Annotated in this window: 16 protein-coding genes; 6 read left to right on the top strand and 10 right to left on the bottom strand. The window is 70.0% G+C overall.

Annotated features, from left to right (window positions below):
• The first annotated feature begins 17 nt into the window (after positions 1-17).
• Both AAF430_08770 and AAF430_08765 read left to right on the top strand, forming a co-directional pair.
• The gene (locus tag AAF430_08770; GenBank protein MEM7410312.1) at positions 18-881 is read left to right on the top strand and encodes a DUF6502 family protein; all 864 of its coding nucleotides are present in this window, start codon (positions 18-20) and stop codon (positions 879-881) included.
• Positions 878-1,921, top strand: a complete 1,044-nt coding sequence (locus AAF430_08765) for a DUF5666 domain-containing protein (GenBank protein MEM7410311.1) — start codon at positions 878-880, stop codon at positions 1,919-1,921. Before AAF430_08770 ends, AAF430_08765 begins: the two co-directional genes overlap by 4 nt.
• 4 nt (positions 1,922-1,925) lie before the next feature.
• Here AAF430_08765 and AAF430_08760 read toward each other — a convergent pair whose 3' ends face one another.
• From AAF430_08760 to AAF430_08745, 4 genes are all read right to left on the bottom strand, one after another.
• A complete protein-coding gene (locus AAF430_08760; protein MEM7410310.1) occupies positions 1,926-2,660 on the bottom strand; it encodes a hypothetical protein in 735 nt (244 codons plus the stop codon).
• Between the two features lie 116 nt (positions 2,661-2,776).
• A complete protein-coding gene (locus AAF430_08755) occupies positions 2,777-3,436 on the bottom strand; it encodes a hypothetical protein (GenBank protein MEM7410309.1) in 660 nt (219 codons plus the stop codon).
• Positions 3,437-3,454: 18 nt separating this feature from the next.
• Positions 3,455-3,877, bottom strand: a complete 423-nt coding sequence (locus tag AAF430_08750; GenBank protein ID MEM7410308.1) for an HIT family protein — start codon at positions 3,875-3,877, stop codon at positions 3,455-3,457.
• 108 nt (positions 3,878-3,985) lie between these two features.
• Entirely contained in the window at positions 3,986-4,735 is a 750-nt protein-coding gene (locus AAF430_08745) for a DUF4197 domain-containing protein (GenBank protein ID MEM7410307.1), read from the bottom strand.
• 158 nt (positions 4,736-4,893) lie between these two features.
• Here AAF430_08745 and AAF430_08740 point away from each other — a divergent pair, with 158 nt between their 5' ends.
• On the top strand, positions 4,894-6,213 hold the full coding sequence (locus AAF430_08740; protein ID MEM7410306.1) for a hypothetical protein: 1,320 nt from the start codon (positions 4,894-4,896) through the stop codon (positions 6,211-6,213).
• 9 nt (positions 6,214-6,222) lie between these two features.
• Complete coding sequence (locus AAF430_08735) at positions 6,223-7,725, top strand: hypothetical protein (GenBank protein ID MEM7410305.1); 1,503 nt, start codon at positions 6,223-6,225, stop codon at positions 7,723-7,725.
• Here AAF430_08735 and AAF430_08730 read toward each other — a convergent pair.
• Positions 7,678-9,144 (bottom strand): hypothetical protein, encoded by a 1,467-nt coding sequence (locus tag AAF430_08730; protein MEM7410304.1) that lies wholly within the window; start codon positions 9,142-9,144, stop codon positions 7,678-7,680. The two genes, AAF430_08735 and AAF430_08730, sit on opposite strands and share 48 nt — an antisense overlap.
• A gap of 89 nt (positions 9,145-9,233) precedes the next feature.
• On the bottom strand, positions 9,234-10,043 hold the full coding sequence (locus AAF430_08725; GenBank protein ID MEM7410303.1) for an SDR family oxidoreductase: 810 nt from the start codon (positions 10,041-10,043) through the stop codon (positions 9,234-9,236).
• A 123-nt stretch (positions 10,044-10,166) separates the two neighbouring features.
• Between AAF430_08725 and AAF430_08720 the strand changes: the two genes are divergently transcribed.
• Entirely contained in the window at positions 10,167-10,481 is a 315-nt protein-coding gene (locus AAF430_08720) for a metalloregulator ArsR/SmtB family transcription factor (protein MEM7410302.1), read from the top strand.
• Between the two features lie 159 nt (positions 10,482-10,640).
• Here AAF430_08720 and AAF430_08715 read toward each other — a convergent pair whose 3' ends face one another.
• On the bottom strand, positions 10,641-10,841 hold the full coding sequence (locus AAF430_08715; GenBank protein MEM7410301.1) for a hypothetical protein: 201 nt from the start codon (positions 10,839-10,841) through the stop codon (positions 10,641-10,643).
• A 201-nt stretch (positions 10,842-11,042) separates the two neighbouring features.
• Between AAF430_08715 and AAF430_08710 the strand changes: the two genes are divergently transcribed.
• A complete protein-coding gene (locus tag AAF430_08710; GenBank protein MEM7410300.1) occupies positions 11,043-12,164 on the top strand; it encodes a beta-ketoacyl-ACP synthase III in 1,122 nt (373 codons plus the stop codon).
• Between the two features lie 61 nt (positions 12,165-12,225).
• Here AAF430_08710 and AAF430_08705 read toward each other — a convergent pair whose 3' ends face one another.
• The 3 genes from AAF430_08705 to AAF430_08695 form a co-directional block, all read right to left on the bottom strand.
• Positions 12,226-12,414 carry a hypothetical protein gene (locus AAF430_08705; protein ID MEM7410299.1) on the bottom strand — a complete coding sequence of 63 codons (189 nt, stop codon included), beginning with the start codon at positions 12,412-12,414 and terminating at the stop codon, positions 12,226-12,228.
• An 80-nt stretch (positions 12,415-12,494) separates the two neighbouring features.
• Positions 12,495-12,746 carry an RNA-binding protein gene (locus AAF430_08700; GenBank protein ID MEM7410298.1) on the bottom strand — a complete coding sequence of 84 codons (252 nt, stop codon included), beginning with the start codon at positions 12,744-12,746 and terminating at the stop codon, positions 12,495-12,497.
• A gap of 253 nt (positions 12,747-12,999) precedes the next feature.
• The gene (locus tag AAF430_08695) at positions 13,000-14,418 is read right to left on the bottom strand and encodes an HD domain-containing protein (GenBank protein MEM7410297.1); all 1,419 of its coding nucleotides are present in this window, start codon (positions 14,416-14,418) and stop codon (positions 13,000-13,002) included.
• Between the last annotated feature and the right edge of the window lies 1 nt (position 14,419).

The following is a 14,419-nucleotide window of genomic DNA, read 5'->3' as shown; positions in this document are numbered from 1 at the left end:
CAGGTGCCGGAGCCCCGATGAGCCGAACCGAAGGTCCCCCCCAGACACAGGTGCCCCCGGCGCTGGCGCGCGCCGTTTCCTACCTGTTACGTCCGCTGGTACGACTGCTGATGGACCACGGCGTCACCTACCCGACCTTCGCGGGCTGGCTGAAGCAGGTGTACTTCGACGTCGCCCGGGAAGACTCCGAGCGGCGCGGCGAAGCGGCGAATGCCAGCCGCTGGAGCGTGCGCACCGGGCTGCACCGCAAGGACCTGAAGCGCCTGCAAGAGGCGTCGGTCGCGGGTCCGCTCGTCGCACCGCCTGCTGTCTCCCTCGGCGCGCGCGTGCTCGCCCAATGGACGGGCGACGCGCGCTTTTGCGACGCCGAGGGCCAGCCCCTCGCCCTTGCTCGCAGCGACGACCCGGCGGCAGCGACCGACGGGAGTCCGAGCTTCGAGACCCTCGTCGAATCCGTCAGCACCGACGTGCGGCCGCGCGCCGTCCTGGACGCGTGGCTCGAGCTCGGGCTCGTCGAGGAAGACGACGAAGGTCGCCTGCGTCTCGTCTCCGACGCGTTCGTCCCACGCCGCGGTTTCGACGAGAAGGCGCACTACTTCGGACGCAACCTCCACGATCACCTGGCCGCCGCCGCCGGAAACCTCGCCGGCGATCCGCCGCGCCTCGAGCGCAGTGTCCACTACGGATCCCTGCGTGCGTCCAGCGTGCGCGAGCTGCGCGAACTGGCCGAGTCCGACGGCATGGACACCCTGCGTCGCCTGAACCGACGCGCGCGCGCCCTGCAGGAACGCGACGCCGATGCGCCCGACGCCGCCCACCGGATCAATGTCGGTCTCTACGTGTACGACGCGTCACAGGGCGACCCGGAGCCCGAATCATGACGTCACAAGGGCTCGCGGTTTTCCTGCTGTGGCTCGTCTTCTTCGCGTCGTCGTCCCCCGCCGCGGCCCAGCTCCCCTGCGTCGAGTTCGCCCAGCGCGGCGGCGACGACGGCATCGGCGGCACCGGTCGGTCGAGCGGCGTCGACGGCGAAGACGGGTTGGGCGGAACCGGGCGCGATCCCGGAGATGGCATCGGTGGAACGGGCATCTACGGCGCGATCACCGGCTTCGGCAGCATCTGCGTGAACGGGCTGCGCATCCACTACGACGAGGAAGTCCCGGTCGAGCGGGACGGGGTGCCCGGTACGCTGCGCGACCTCGCCGTCGGCCGGGTCGTCTGGGCATTGGCCGACGTGCGTGAAGGCGAGCTCTGGGCGACCTCCCTCTCGGTCGAGAGCGCTCTGCGCGGACCGATCGAAGCCCTCGCGCCCCAAGGCCGCCGCTTCCGAGTGGCCGGTGTCGAGGTGCGGGTGCCCGAAGGGGTTCCGTCCCCGGGCGCCGCGCTCGCCGCCGGACAGAGCGTCGAGGTGAGTGGCTTCTGGCGCGACGCGGGAACCCTCGTCGCGTCACGGGTCGAGCGCGCGCCCGCCGGCCCAGCGCTGCAGCGACCCCGCTTCGACGGGCCGGCTCGGGTCCGCGGTCTCGGCTGGGTGTCGCTCGAGGGGCACGTGACACCGCTACGCCCCGAGACCGCCCGCGCGGACGTGGCGCGCGGCGTTCAGGGTCTCGCCCTCGAACGCGCGCCCGCCCCGGATGGCACACGCGTCTGGGTCGAGGTGCGTCCGGTCGCTGGCAGCTGGCGCCCCGAACGCGTGCGGGAACGCGTGGAGCGTCCGCCCGCCACGCGCCGTCCCAGCCCGGACCGGACGCGCCCCACCACGCCGGACCGCGCGCCCGAACCCGTGCCCGCGCCCGACCTCGAACGCCCGGAACGGGTCGAGCGCCCGGAACGACCGCTCCCGCCCGAGCGACCGCCGACCCTCGACCGCATCGAACCGATCGACAGACAAGTGAAACCGGCGACCGACGTGCTGCGATAGCGACTCAGGGGTTCCAATCGAGTCGCAGCTGGGCGCCCAGCGCGTAGTCGGGACTGCCCTCGGTGAGTCCCGCCACGGCATACGGACCGAACCGCAGCCCGGGACGCGCGCGCCACCAGGAGAAGGCGACGATTTCGTTGGCGTGCTCGTTGCCGGGCTGCGCCGCGTGTCGCCAGTCGTAGAGGACGCCGACCGTGAGGGCCTCGTGCAGCCGCCAGCTCACGCCTCCGCTCGCGAGCCAGCGATCCACCAGGCGCACGAAACGCGGCTCGCCCATGAAGCGGCGACCGATGCTCCCGAAGGGCGTGAAGGGGCCGAAGCGGCGCGATACCCCGAGTTCGACGGTGACGTCGGTCCGCCCGGTCCCGAGGCCACGGCTGGCGTCGGCGGTCGGAAACTTGACCTGCGCCGACACGTCGACGTTCGGAAGCCAGGACTCCCTCGGCGCGGCGACGAAATAGCTCCCGCGCAGCACCACGTCTCCCAGCCCGCGCTGACGTTCGGTGTTGCGCGGCGCGCCGCCGACGAAGCTGCCGACGCGGTCCACCGAACCCGGCCCGGACACCTCCACCACGGGCAGAGTCGCGCGGATCTCGAGCCAATCGTGTGCGCCCTTCGTGAGGGGCAGCTCGGGGCTGAGATAGGCCAGCGAGAGCGTCGCGAACTGGATCTCGGTCGTCCGACTCGGACGGGCGTCGTAATCGCCGCGGCTCCAGTCGTAGCCGAGCCCCAGGGTCACACGGCCGCGGTCTTCGGCGCCGGCCGACGCCGATAGGAGCCCCGCCGCGACGACGCCGCCGATCCCGATCGCGCACCGGCTTGCGAGGCGCGCGCCGGCGGCGACGAGGCGCGAACTCAGAGCGGCTCCGGCGGCCCGGGCACCTGGCGGTCGAGCTCGTCCTCGCGCTGGCGCTGCTCGTCCACGAAGTCGCAGAGCTCCTTCGCCGTCGGGTAGATCGCGACGTAGGCGTTGCGGACGAACTGGACGGCCTGGGGTTCGACCTGGTCGTAGGGGCCGAAAGCGAGGCCGTTGTAGAAGTCGATGGCACCGATGCCCGTGTCGCCGGGTTCGTCGTCGTCGTCGGCTCGCTTGCGGAACACGGTGCGACCCGGCCGTGCCCCCTCGATCGCGAGCTGCGGCTTCACGAAGGCGCTGTAGATGTACCCGTCGCGGCGACCGTTGTCGGCCGCGAGGATCTCGACGACCCAGTAGGCCCGGCTGGGGCTGCTCGCGATGTCGGTCCCGAGCTCCTCGAAGGCATCGGCCATCGCGCCGGCGATCCGGGCTCCGATCTCGGGATTGCCCTGGCGCGAGTAGTCGATCCAGACAGTCATGAACTCGCAGTCGCGTATGGGAACGATCGGAGCTGCCTCGCCCTCCTCGTTCTCATAGGGCGAATCGAGGAAGGCGGCCTCGGGCGCGACACAGCCGGACGCCACGCCGAGTGCCAGCAGGGCCCAGAGGGCCCTCGGGCCTCGCGACCTCCGGCGTTGGTACTGGTCTTCGAGATGCACGGCGAGTTCCTGGCCGCGCTAGGCGGACACCTCGGCGTAGCCCAGGTCGCGCAGGGCCGCGCGGATCTTCTCGGCCGCGGCGTCGAGGTCCCCGGGCTTGGGGTTGGCATCCGCCCTCGAGAAGTCGAGATCGCCGATGGCATCGATCGGGACCAGATGCACGTGGACGTGCGGCACCTCGATCCCGACGATCGCCTGGCCCACCCGCGTCGGCTGGAAGGCCTGCTGGATTGCGCGTCCGACGCCGTGACACACGGTCATGACGTGGGCCGCGAGCGCGGGCGGCAGATCGATCCAGTGATCGACCTCCTGGCGGGTCACGACCAGGGTGTGTCCCGGCTTCACCGGGTTGATCGTCAGGAACGCCACCGCCTGGTCGTCCTTCCAGACGAAACGGCCCGGCAGCTTGCCCTCGATGATCTGGGTGAAGACGCTCGGCATGACCTCTCCTCGGTTGTCGGCGCGCCGAGTTTAGCCCGGTTGGCGTCGTTCCCGGGGCGTCGAGAGAGCGCCAAGTGGGGACGCCCAACCGCGGCCGCGCTCCGCCGGCTAGCCCCCGAGCCCGCCGAAGACCTGGCGGAGCAGCTCGGTGGTGCGTGCGGCCGGGTCGCGGCGGATGCGCTGCTCCTCCTCGCGGAGGATCGTGAACAGTCCGTCGAGGGCTTCGTCGGTCACGTACCGGTTGAGCTCGACTGTGGGATCCGCGAAGAGCGATAGCACCCGGCTGCGCGTCACGAGTTCGTCGTAGGCACGATAGAGCCCGACCTGCTCCATGGCTGCGGATACCACGGGCGAGAAGCGCGAACGCAGCGCGTCCTCGGTGCGGGAGCGGAAGTAGACGGTCGCCGCGTCGTCCGGACCGTTCAGGATCCGCACGGCGTCCTGGATGGTCATGCTCGTCACGGCGTCCCAGAAGATCGTCTTCGCCTCCGCCGAGGCCCGCTCCGCGGCGCGGTTCATCGCCACTTCGAGTTCGTCGGCGGGGCCACCCAGATGGATCGACCGCAGCCGATCGGCGATCTCGGCGAGTTCATCGGGCAAGACGATCCGCACCAGGGGGTTGTCGAGGAAGCCCCCCTGGCGCGCGGTGCGCGTCACGGTCCGCTCGGTGCCGACCTTCAGCGCCTCCTTCAGGCCCGACGCGATCTGGGACTCGGAGAGTCCGGCCCCGCGGATCTGCAACAGCTCTTCGACGAGCGCGGGGTCGATACCCAGCTCGGCGCAGCCGGTGGCCAACCCGGCGAGCGCGACGGCCATGCCGATGCGACCACGGTGTACGAGACGTCGAATGCGCGACAAGAATCCCCTCCTAGGCTCGAACGCCGAGCGGGCGGTATAGCGCGCCCCCAGGCGAGCGACACCCGCCCGCGCTGGGCTCAGCACAAGCGGTAGACTGCGTCCGTGATCGCTCGCTCTTGCGCCGAGTCTCCCACCGCCCCGGGTGTCGAGACACCGCGTTGAGTGGCGTCTCGCGTCGCGCGGCCCTCCTCGGGCTCGCCGCCTTCGTGGCGGTGCTCTCGCTCTACGCGAATGCCTCGTTCTGGGTCGAGAGACCGGCGGGCCTGCGCTTCTTCCCGCCCTTCCTGGCCGGGGTCGACATCAACGCCAACCTTCATCTCGGGGCCGAGAACTGGAGCATCGCCCAGGCGCTGGTGGCCGGGCGCGGCTTCAGCGACCCCTTCTTCGTCGAGAGTGGTCCGACCGCCTGGATGCCCCCGCTCTACCCCGGGTTCCTCGCCCTGCTCCTGATGCTCACGGGGAGCCCGGTCGCCGTCGCCGTCCTCATCGTCCTCTGCAAGAACCTGACGCTGGTGGCGAGTGGTGCGGTGGTCTGGGAATGGGCACACCGCACACGACGCCGACTCCCGCCGGCACTCGCGCTCGTGCTCTTCGGAGTCTGGATCGCCACCCACTTCGCCTGGTTCTTCCAGATCACGCACGACATCTGGTGGGTGCTCCTGTGGATCAATGGGATCTTGTGGGGGGCGCTGCGCCTTTCGGACCAGGATCTCAGCGACAAGGAAGCGGCGGGTTGGGGGCTCCTAGGCGGCGCCACCGCGCTATCGAGCCCGATCGCCGGGGCGAGCTGGGGCGCCCTGACGCTCTTCCTGGCGGTCGTGCGGCGGGCGCCCCGTCTGCTGGTGATTGCGGCGCTGGTATCGGCCACCGTCGTGTCGGGCTGGGTGGCGCGCAACGCACTCGTGTTCGGTGAGCTCGTGCTCGTCAAGTCGAACCTGGCCTACGACCTCTACCAGGCGAACTACGTGAGCCCAGACGGCGTCTACGACGAGCCTTTCCTGCTGCGCCATCCGGTCATCGCGGCGCGCCGGGACGCCAACCACGAGTACCGCCGGCTCGGTGAGCCCGCCTTCATCGACCTCTACGCGGAGCGCTTCGGTGAAGCCTTTCGCGCGGAGCCGGGAACGGTCGCGTCGAAGGCGCTGAACCGGTTCAAGGCGGCCACGCTCTTCTACAAGCCCTACCGACCACGCTACGAGGGGAACCAGCCGCCGATCACCAGCCTGGTGATGGCACTCCCCTGCGTGGGGCTCCTGATCGTGCTCGCGTTGCGTCGCGGGCGCCTGACACGCCTGCAAGTGTGCGCGGTCGTGCTCTACGGCTCCTTCCTGCTGCCCTACCTCCTCGCGGCCTTCTACTTCCGCTACCTGCTCCCGCTCAGCCCGCTGCTGACGCTGTTCGTCTTCTGGGCCCTCGACGCGGTCGCCTCGCAGCAAACAGCCGCCGAAGCCTCGGCCGACGCCGGCGCTTCGGGGTAAGCTGCGGCCGTGTCGGTGGGAAAGCAGGGTGTGGGGGCCGAGGCGGACGCCCCGGTCGTGGGCCTGTTGCGCCGCCTCGACCCGCTCTTCCTGTTGGCGCCGGTCGCCTGGATCGTGGCGACCTTCTCGCGCCCGGGCTTCCTGCCGAACCCCGACTCCTACTACCACGTGAAATGCGCTCAGCTCCTCTGGGAGCGCGGCTGGATCGACGCGTTTCCCTGGTTGCCCTTCACGACGCTGCGCGACTTCCCGAACGCCTACGTCGCGTTCCATGCGCTGATGGCCCCCCTGCACGGACTCGCACAACCCGAGACCGTGCTGCGCCTCTCCGGCACCGGCTTCGCACTCGCCTTCGTGTTCAGCGTCTACGCGATTCTGCGACGCTGGCAGGTGCCGTCGGCCGGCCTGTGGACGGCGGTGATGACGCTCGGCACGCCGCTGGTGACGCTGTACCTCGGCACGCTGAAGGGCGGCGCGCTCTTCTTCGTGCTCTTCCCCTGGTTCCTCCATTGCCTCTGGCGCGAGAGTGCGCGCGGCGTGTTCCTCGTCACCCTGCTCGCGGCCTACGCGTACGTCGGCACGATCCTCTTGCCCGGCTTGAGCGTGTTGTTCGTGGTCTTCGCGGGACGGTGGCGCGAGCGCGAGGGTTGGGCGCTCGTGGCCGCTGCCGGCTTCGCATTCGCGCTGGGCAGCGTGATGCGCCCCGAACCCTGGAGCTTCGTCCAGCACATGGGGCGCGAACTCCTGAGCAGCTACGCCCGCCCGAGCGACCTCGTCGCGGGAGCCCAGCTCGGCTCCGAGTGGGCCACGTTGCCCGCCGCCGAATGGTTGCGCCTCGCCCTCGCACCGATCGTGGTGTGGGCGGCGTTCGCGGCGCTGCAACTGCGTCGCGGCGGCATGACCATGCGCGACCTCGGGATCGCGGCGGTCTGCTTCGCGCTGCTCGGCTACAGCGCGCTCTCGGGCTCGAAGCTGCTGCACCTGTTCGGCGTCGCTTCGATGTTGGCGCTCCCGATCCTGGTCCACCGCTACCGACCGTTCCCGGGCATCGCGACGGCTGCGCTCGCGCTGGGTCTGTTGGGCTTCGCAGGCTGGAACGCCTGGCACACCTACACCGACGAAGTGCCCCTCGACCCGCCAGCGGCCTACGCGTCGCTTGCCGCCACGATCGCCGAGCACAGTGAACCCGACGAGGTCGTGGTCGCGCCCTGGGGCGCGTTCCCCGCCCTCTTCTTCTACAACGACCGCAACCGCTACGTCGCGGGCATGAACCTGCTCTTCCTGCTCGACGGATCCCCCGAGCGCTTCGAGGCCTACCGTCGCCTCTACGCAGGGCGTTCCCCCAACCCGGACCGGCTCGTCGCGAACGCCTTCGACGGAGCACGCCTCGTGCTGGTACGCCTGCACATGCCCGGTGCCGGGCGGCTGGCCGCCCAGCTCGAGGCCCATGCGGCCTTCGACGAGCTAGGAACCGGACGGCGGGGTTGGCGACTGTTCCGCCGGCGCGGCTGAGGGTTCGCGCCGCAGCAGGACCCAGTCCCCCGAGCGCGCGATCTCGGTTCCGGACCGAGACAGTGCGGACCACGCCCGCGGTGGCGGACTGCGCAACAGCCAGTGGTCGTAGCCTGCGTGGCGAGCGAGTTCGAAACGACCCGGGCGGTACTGGGGTGGCGCGAGCGGAGGCTGCCCCTCCGCGTACCGGACGGGAGCCAGCGGGTGCGGAAAGAAGTACGGCGTAACGCCCCCACCCTGCAGCACGTGGACCGCGTGGTGGATGTGGAGGAAGGGCGCGAAGAGCCGGGGGTCGAGTTCGTCGCTGTACGGATCGAAGACGAGGGGAAGCAGCGCGGCGTCGCGCGGTACCTGCTCGAGGAGCGGCAGCACCTCGTCCATCGCCTCACCGACCCGCCGCTGCTGGGCCACCGCCACGCCAAGCGCAGCGCAGAGCAGCAGCACATGTGCCGCTGCCCAGGGGCGTGGCACGCGTAGTGGCGCGATCGCCATCGCGAGACACAGCATGGCGACGCCGGGCATCCGCGCGTTGATGTAGCTGTAGTGGCCCATCCGGAAAGGGAAGACGAGCGTCGCGAGCGTGGCGATCGCACAGGCGAGCGCGAAGTAGCGCGCCTCGTCGGACACCCGCTCGGGAGCGCGCCACCACAGCCAGGCGAGCCCCGTGAACCACACCCACCAGAGCGTCGCCACGACGGGATCGATCCGGTCCGCGTGCATCCCGAGGAACGGCAGCGCGAGGATGCGGAGGCTCTCGGCAACGCCGAGCCACTGCACCCCCTCGGGCCCGGACGCCCCCTGACCGCCGTCTGCCGCCAGGAACCAGGCGGCGAAGATCGCGGTCGCGAGCGTCCAGGCGCCCCACCCGGCCACGCGCGCGCGCAGGTCGGCCTCCCAGACGAGTCGCAGCCCCGCGAACCCCAGGAAGACCAGGTAGCTGAACGGATGGGTGGTGAAGAGGCCGACGATGCAGGCGGCGAGCACGGAAGCCGTTGCGACGCTGGGGCGGCGCGCGAAGCGGGGCCATACCCAGAGGCCTCCCAGCAGGAACGGCATCGCGAGCTGGTAGTTGAGGAACCCTAGGACGTAGGTCGGTTGGATCGCGGCGAAGGGCAGGAGCGCGAGGCCGGGCCAGAGCGGCCGACGCGCTTCGACGGCCCAGGCGGCGAGCACTCCGGCGAGGAGCACGAAGTAGAGCGTCACCACCAGGCGCCCCGCGGTCTCGACCGGGAGGACCCCCGACAGCGCACTCGTCAGCGCATAGAAGGCCGCATAGGGACGGAAGCCGAGGTCCCGTTCGAAGGCGGGAAAGGCCGCGGCGTCGGCCTCGAGGATCTCGACCTGAGCCAGGTGGTAGGCGTAGTCCTGGAGCGGAGGCAGCGCCGTGAACCACAGCGGCGACGCAGCGAGGACGGTCACCGCTGCCAGCGCCGCCCAGAACGCGACGCCGACCCCGTCGGCCTCGGGTTCGACGGCAAGAGCGACGGCTTCTTCTTCGGAGGCTGTGCTCAGAGCAGGCCCGGGCGGATGCCGACGTCGACCTCGCCGCAGTAGCCGTAGTCGACCTGAAGATCGTGGCCGCTCAAGAACCGGGCCGCGTCGCTGTTCAAGAGGATCAGGGGCTCGGCCATCTCCTCGGGCGACGCGTTCCGGCCGATCGGCGCGTGGAAGAACTTCTCCAGGTTCTCTTGTCCGCCCGCCTGGCCGTGGAAGGTCGGGAGCATCTGGGTGTCGGTCGGCGCCGGAAGTAGACAGTTCATCCGTACTTCGCGGGCGACGAGCTCCGACGCGCGCCGCTTCGTGTAGACGATCAGCGCCTGCTTCGATCCCAGATACCCGGTGGCCACGTCGGGGTTGGCCTCGCACCAGGCCTTCGCTGCGGCGAAGTCCGGCGTCGCGCAGAGCTCGTTCAGCTTCTCGAGCTGCTTCGCGTAGCCGATCCCGGCCACCGAAGAGATCAACGCGACGGCACCACCGCGCGGCACCTGAGGAAGGAGCGCTTCGGTGATCGCTCGGACGCCGACGAAGTTGACGACCATCGTCTGCTGGGCGTCCCAGCGCGGCGGCCCGGGGACACCGGCGCACACGAAGAGCTTTGGAATCTCGCCGTCGATCTTCGCTACCGCGGCTTCGATCGACGCCGGATCCGCGAGATCGACCTCGATCGATTGCTTTACCGGGGCCGTGATCGGCGCGATGTCGAGGGCGATCACCTCGGCCCCCATGTCCACCAGCGTACGCGCACAGGCGTCGCCCATACCGGACGCCGCGCCCACGACGACACAGCGGGTCCCGGCGTAGCCGAGGATGTCCTTCACGAGCGGCCTCCTTGCTCCGGAATCACTCTTGCACCGGAATCCGAAGCGTGCGGCAACCCCGACGAAAGCGCGAGCCCGGGGCCGCGACTTGACAGCCGTCGACCTCTCTAGAACGCTGGAAGGATGGAAACGACCCAGGCCGTGACGGCGTTGGCGGCGCTCGCTCAGGAGACCCGGCTCGACGTGTTTCGTTTGCTCGTCGAGGCGGGGCCGGACGGGCTGGCCGCGGGGGAGATCAGCGAACACCTCGAGATCCCCTCGGCGACCCTTTCCTTCCATCTGAAGGAGCTGCGGGCGGCCGGCCTGGTGGCCTGCGAACGCGTCGGCCGTTCGCGCATCTACCGCCCGGAGTTCGCGGAGATGCAGCGCCTGCTGGACTTCCTGACCCGCGACTGCTGCGGTGGAGTCCCTCGGCGCCGCTCCGCGCGAGGGCGCTAGAAGCAGTCTCATTAACCCTGGACCGAGCCCGGTGCTCGAATTCGGCCCGAGATCAAGGCGCGAAATCGCAAGCGTACCGAGCGGTACGGCGAATTTTCCAACACAGAGATCGGGTCGAAGGCGGGTGCCAGGCGACGGGAGGGGTTGATGAGACTGCTTCTAGTTCAGGCGACCACGCCAGCTGCGCGCCGCATCACGCAGCGCGCCCTGCAGGCTCGGATGGTCGCGCCGTCGGGTCGGGCGGCCCTTCGCCGAGTCCTCGACCACGTAGCGCTTGGGATTCTTCTCCTGGCTGCGGACGCGCACGGTGCGTCCCTTGTCTCGAAGTCGGGCGCCGAATACGAAGGGGCGGATGGCCATCGGGGATTCTCCTGTGGGGGATCACGTTCGTGTGACCCGTGAAGGAGCGTTTCGGCGCGACTTCGAATTCCTTGAGAAAAATCTTCGAATACTGGAAAAGCCCTAATCTTTCAGGGCCTTACGAGCGAACCGGGGCCCTCCTCCAACGCGCGCTACGCTGCGCGTGACGCGGGGTCAGGCCCGCTGGGGGAGGGAATTCGGATGGCCGATTGCGTGATCTCCGGAACCGGGCTCTGGGTGCCGGACGAGGCGATCTCGAACGCCGAGTTGGTGGCTTCGCTCAGCCAGGCCGTCGAGCGCTGGAACCTCGAGCACAAGGCGGAGATCGAGGCCGGCACCCTCGAGGAGCGCGACCTCCCGAGCGAGCGCTTCATCGTGAAGGCCTCGGGTGTCGAGCAGCGCTACGTGATCGACAAAGAGGGAGTCCTCGACCCGGAGCGCCTGCGCCCTCACCTGCCCACCCGCACCGAGAACGAGCCCTCCATCCAGTGCGAGATCGCCGTCGCCGCCATCGAGCAGGCGCTCGACCAGGCCGGGCGCCGACCCGACGAAGTCGATGCGGTGCTGGTCGCGTGTTCGAACCTACAGCGCGCGTACCCGGCCGTGGCCATCGAGGTCCAGCATGCGCTCGGCGCGTCGGGCTGGGCCTACGATCTCAACGTCGCCTGCTCCTCGGCGACCTTCGGGATCCAGGCCGCGGTGGACGCGGTCGCCCGGGGCAACGCGCGCTGCGCGGTGGTCGTGAATCCGGAACTCACGTCGGCCCACAACAACTTCGAGCTGCGCGACTACCACTTCATCTTCGGCGATGCGTGCACGGCGGCGGTGATCGAACCGGCCGACGCTGCCCGCGCCGCCGCTCCCTTCGAGATCCTCGACACGCGTCTGCGCACCCAGTTCTCGAACAACATCCGCAACGACTTCGGTTTCATGAACCGCTGCGAAGACGAGCCGCGCGACGCCTTCGAACTGGTCTTCCGACAGAACGGACGGAAGGTCTTCCGCGAGGTCTGCCCGATGGTCGCAGAGCAGATCACCACCCAGCTCGGGGACCTGGGGCTCGACCCCCAGGATGTCCGCCGGATGTGGCTCCACCAGGCGAACCTGTCGATGAACCAGTTCATCGCGAAGGCGGTGCTGGGACGCCCGGCGGAGGCGGACGAAGCACCGGTCATTCTCGACGAGTTCGCGAATACGAGCTCAGCGGGCTCGGTGATCGCCTTCCACCGCTATCGGGACGATCTCGCGTCGGGCGATCTCGGTGTATTGTGCTCGTTCGGGGCGGGCTACTCGATCGGGAGCGTGGTCGTCCGACGCGTTTGAGCGTCGGGGAACGATCTGCTCGCGAAGGGCGCGCCGTTCGGGCCCCCTTCGGATTCGGGCCCTATTCGGGCTCGCCGGTGGGCTCTTCGACGAGGCCGTAGCCCGCCAGGTCGTCCGCGGACGCCACCTGAGAACCCCCGCCGCCCTCTTCGCGTCGCATGGCGCGGTCTTCGCGCTTGCGCTCGGCCTTCTCGAGCTTTTCTCGCTCGCGCTGGCGCTTCAAGAATCCCTGTCGCGATTTGGTGGCCATGGGGTTGTCTCCTGGTGCTGGCGGTGCAAAAGAAGCGGCCGGGGCGGAACCCCCCCCCGCCCTGGAGTCTGGAATCGGCGCTAGCCGCGGCTCTGGGCGTCGGTCACCCCGATGCTGCGACCACCGAGGTCGCTCCCGTCGAGGGCGCGGATCGCCTCTTCGCCGGCGCTCTGCTCGGCCATCTCCACGAAGGCGAAGCCCCGCGGGCGGCCGGTCTCACGGTCGGTGATCACTGCCACCGAGTCCACGGCGCCGAAGCGACCGAAGGTGTCCTGCAAATCCTCTTCGGTGCAGGTAAAGGGAATATTTCCGACGTACAGCCTCTTGCTCACTCGTTCGTCCTGTTGCCCGGGTTCCCGGTGGAACGCGGGCGCTGGGCCCTGAAGCTTTGCTCGGATCGTCCGAGCGGGGGGCTTCGGAGCCATCGACTGACCGGCCGCATGGACGCGATCAGGAAAGGCAAAATTCTCTAGGGGACGAAGAAAGATGGCGAGGAAAGGTGTCGCCGCGACGGCCCGCTATGACCTCTCGGCGCGGAGCCTAGGTAACCGCCCTGGCGCCCGCAAGCGGACCTGTCGGGCGTTTTCAGGCCTCTTCGGGCGTTTCGGGGGGCTCTCCGTCCGGGTTTCGGGCCTGCACCCAGGCCACGCCGGCCTCGGTCGAGTCGAAGGCGCCGGCGAGCTGGGCTTCGTAGCAGGCGGCGAGCCAGCGACCCAGCCTCCGCCCCTCGATCCCGAGCGGCAGCAGATCGCGCCCGAGGACGAGGCGCAGCGGAGGCGCCTCCTCGACACCGAGCCGGCTCGCACGAGCGAGCAACCAGTCTCCGGCGGGGAAGTCGGGCGGAAGCGGCGGGCGACCCGCGTGGTCGGCCCGGGCCACCCGGACCAGGCGGTCGATCCGTCCCACCCGACGTGCCAGACGTCGGATCGCCGCGTCGCCTACCCGCGCGCGGTCGCGGTAGAGCTGGGCCGGCGCCAGGTGGTGCGCGACCAGGGGCTCGACGGCATCGAGCAGCGCGGGCTCCGGAGCGAATCGGGTGAGGAAGCTGCGCGTTCGCTCGACGCCGCGCGCGTCGTGGCCGTAGGACCTCAAGCGACCGTCGCGTTCGCGGGTGGTCTCGGGCTTGCCGAGGTCGTGACACAGCACTGCGAGACCCACGATCCAGTCTTCTTCCGGGTTCCCCAGGCGCGCCTCGGCGAACGCATCGAGGCAGTGACCCGTGTGGACCCAGACATCGCCCTCCGGATGCCAGGTCGGATCCTGCGCGCAGCCGACCAGCGCCGCGAGCTCGGGAAAGGCGCCCAGCCAATGCGCGTCGTGGAGGAAGGCCAGGCCCGCTCCGAGCTGTTCGCCCTGCAACAGCAGTTTCCGCCATTCGCCGCGGATCCGCTCGGCGGCGAGTCCAGCCGGGGATAGCGTGCGGCACACTGCGATCGTGTCCGGGTCGGGTGTGAGGGCGAAGCGCGCGACGAGCTGCATGCCGCGCAGCACCCGCAGCGGATCCTCTCCGAAGCGCTCCCCGGTGTGGCGCAGGCGGCGTCGGCGTAGATCCGCGGCGCCCTGGTGGGGATCGACGAGTTCCCCGCTACGCGGGTCCCAGGCCATCGCGTTGATGCGGAAATCGCGACGCGCGAGCGCGTCGTCGATCCGCGCGCTCGGGTCGGCGCCGAACGCGAAATCGCGATCTCCGGAAGGCCGGCCGCGCCGCGGGACCGTGACGTCGACCGGTCGTCCTCGCAATCGCAGGATCGGGAAGCCACGCCCCACGACATCCGCGCGCGCGACGCGCTGGACGCACGCGATCACGGCTTCGGGGGAAAGGCCGAACACCTCCAGGTCCGCATCTTCCGCCACGCGTCCGAGGAGCGCGTCCCGCACCGCGCCCCCCACGAGGAGCGCCCGGCCGCCGTCGCGCGCCACGGCCGCGGCGATGCGCGCGACACTGTCCTCGAGCTCGAGACCGGCGAAGCGCACCCGAACGGTTTCTCCCGCGCCACTCGTCATT

The organism is Myxococcota bacterium (assembly GCA_039030075.1).
Taxonomy (GTDB): Bacteria; Myxococcota_A; UBA9160; order UBA9160; family SMWR01; genus JAHEJV01.
This window is presented reverse-complemented; position numbering and strand designations above follow the sequence as displayed.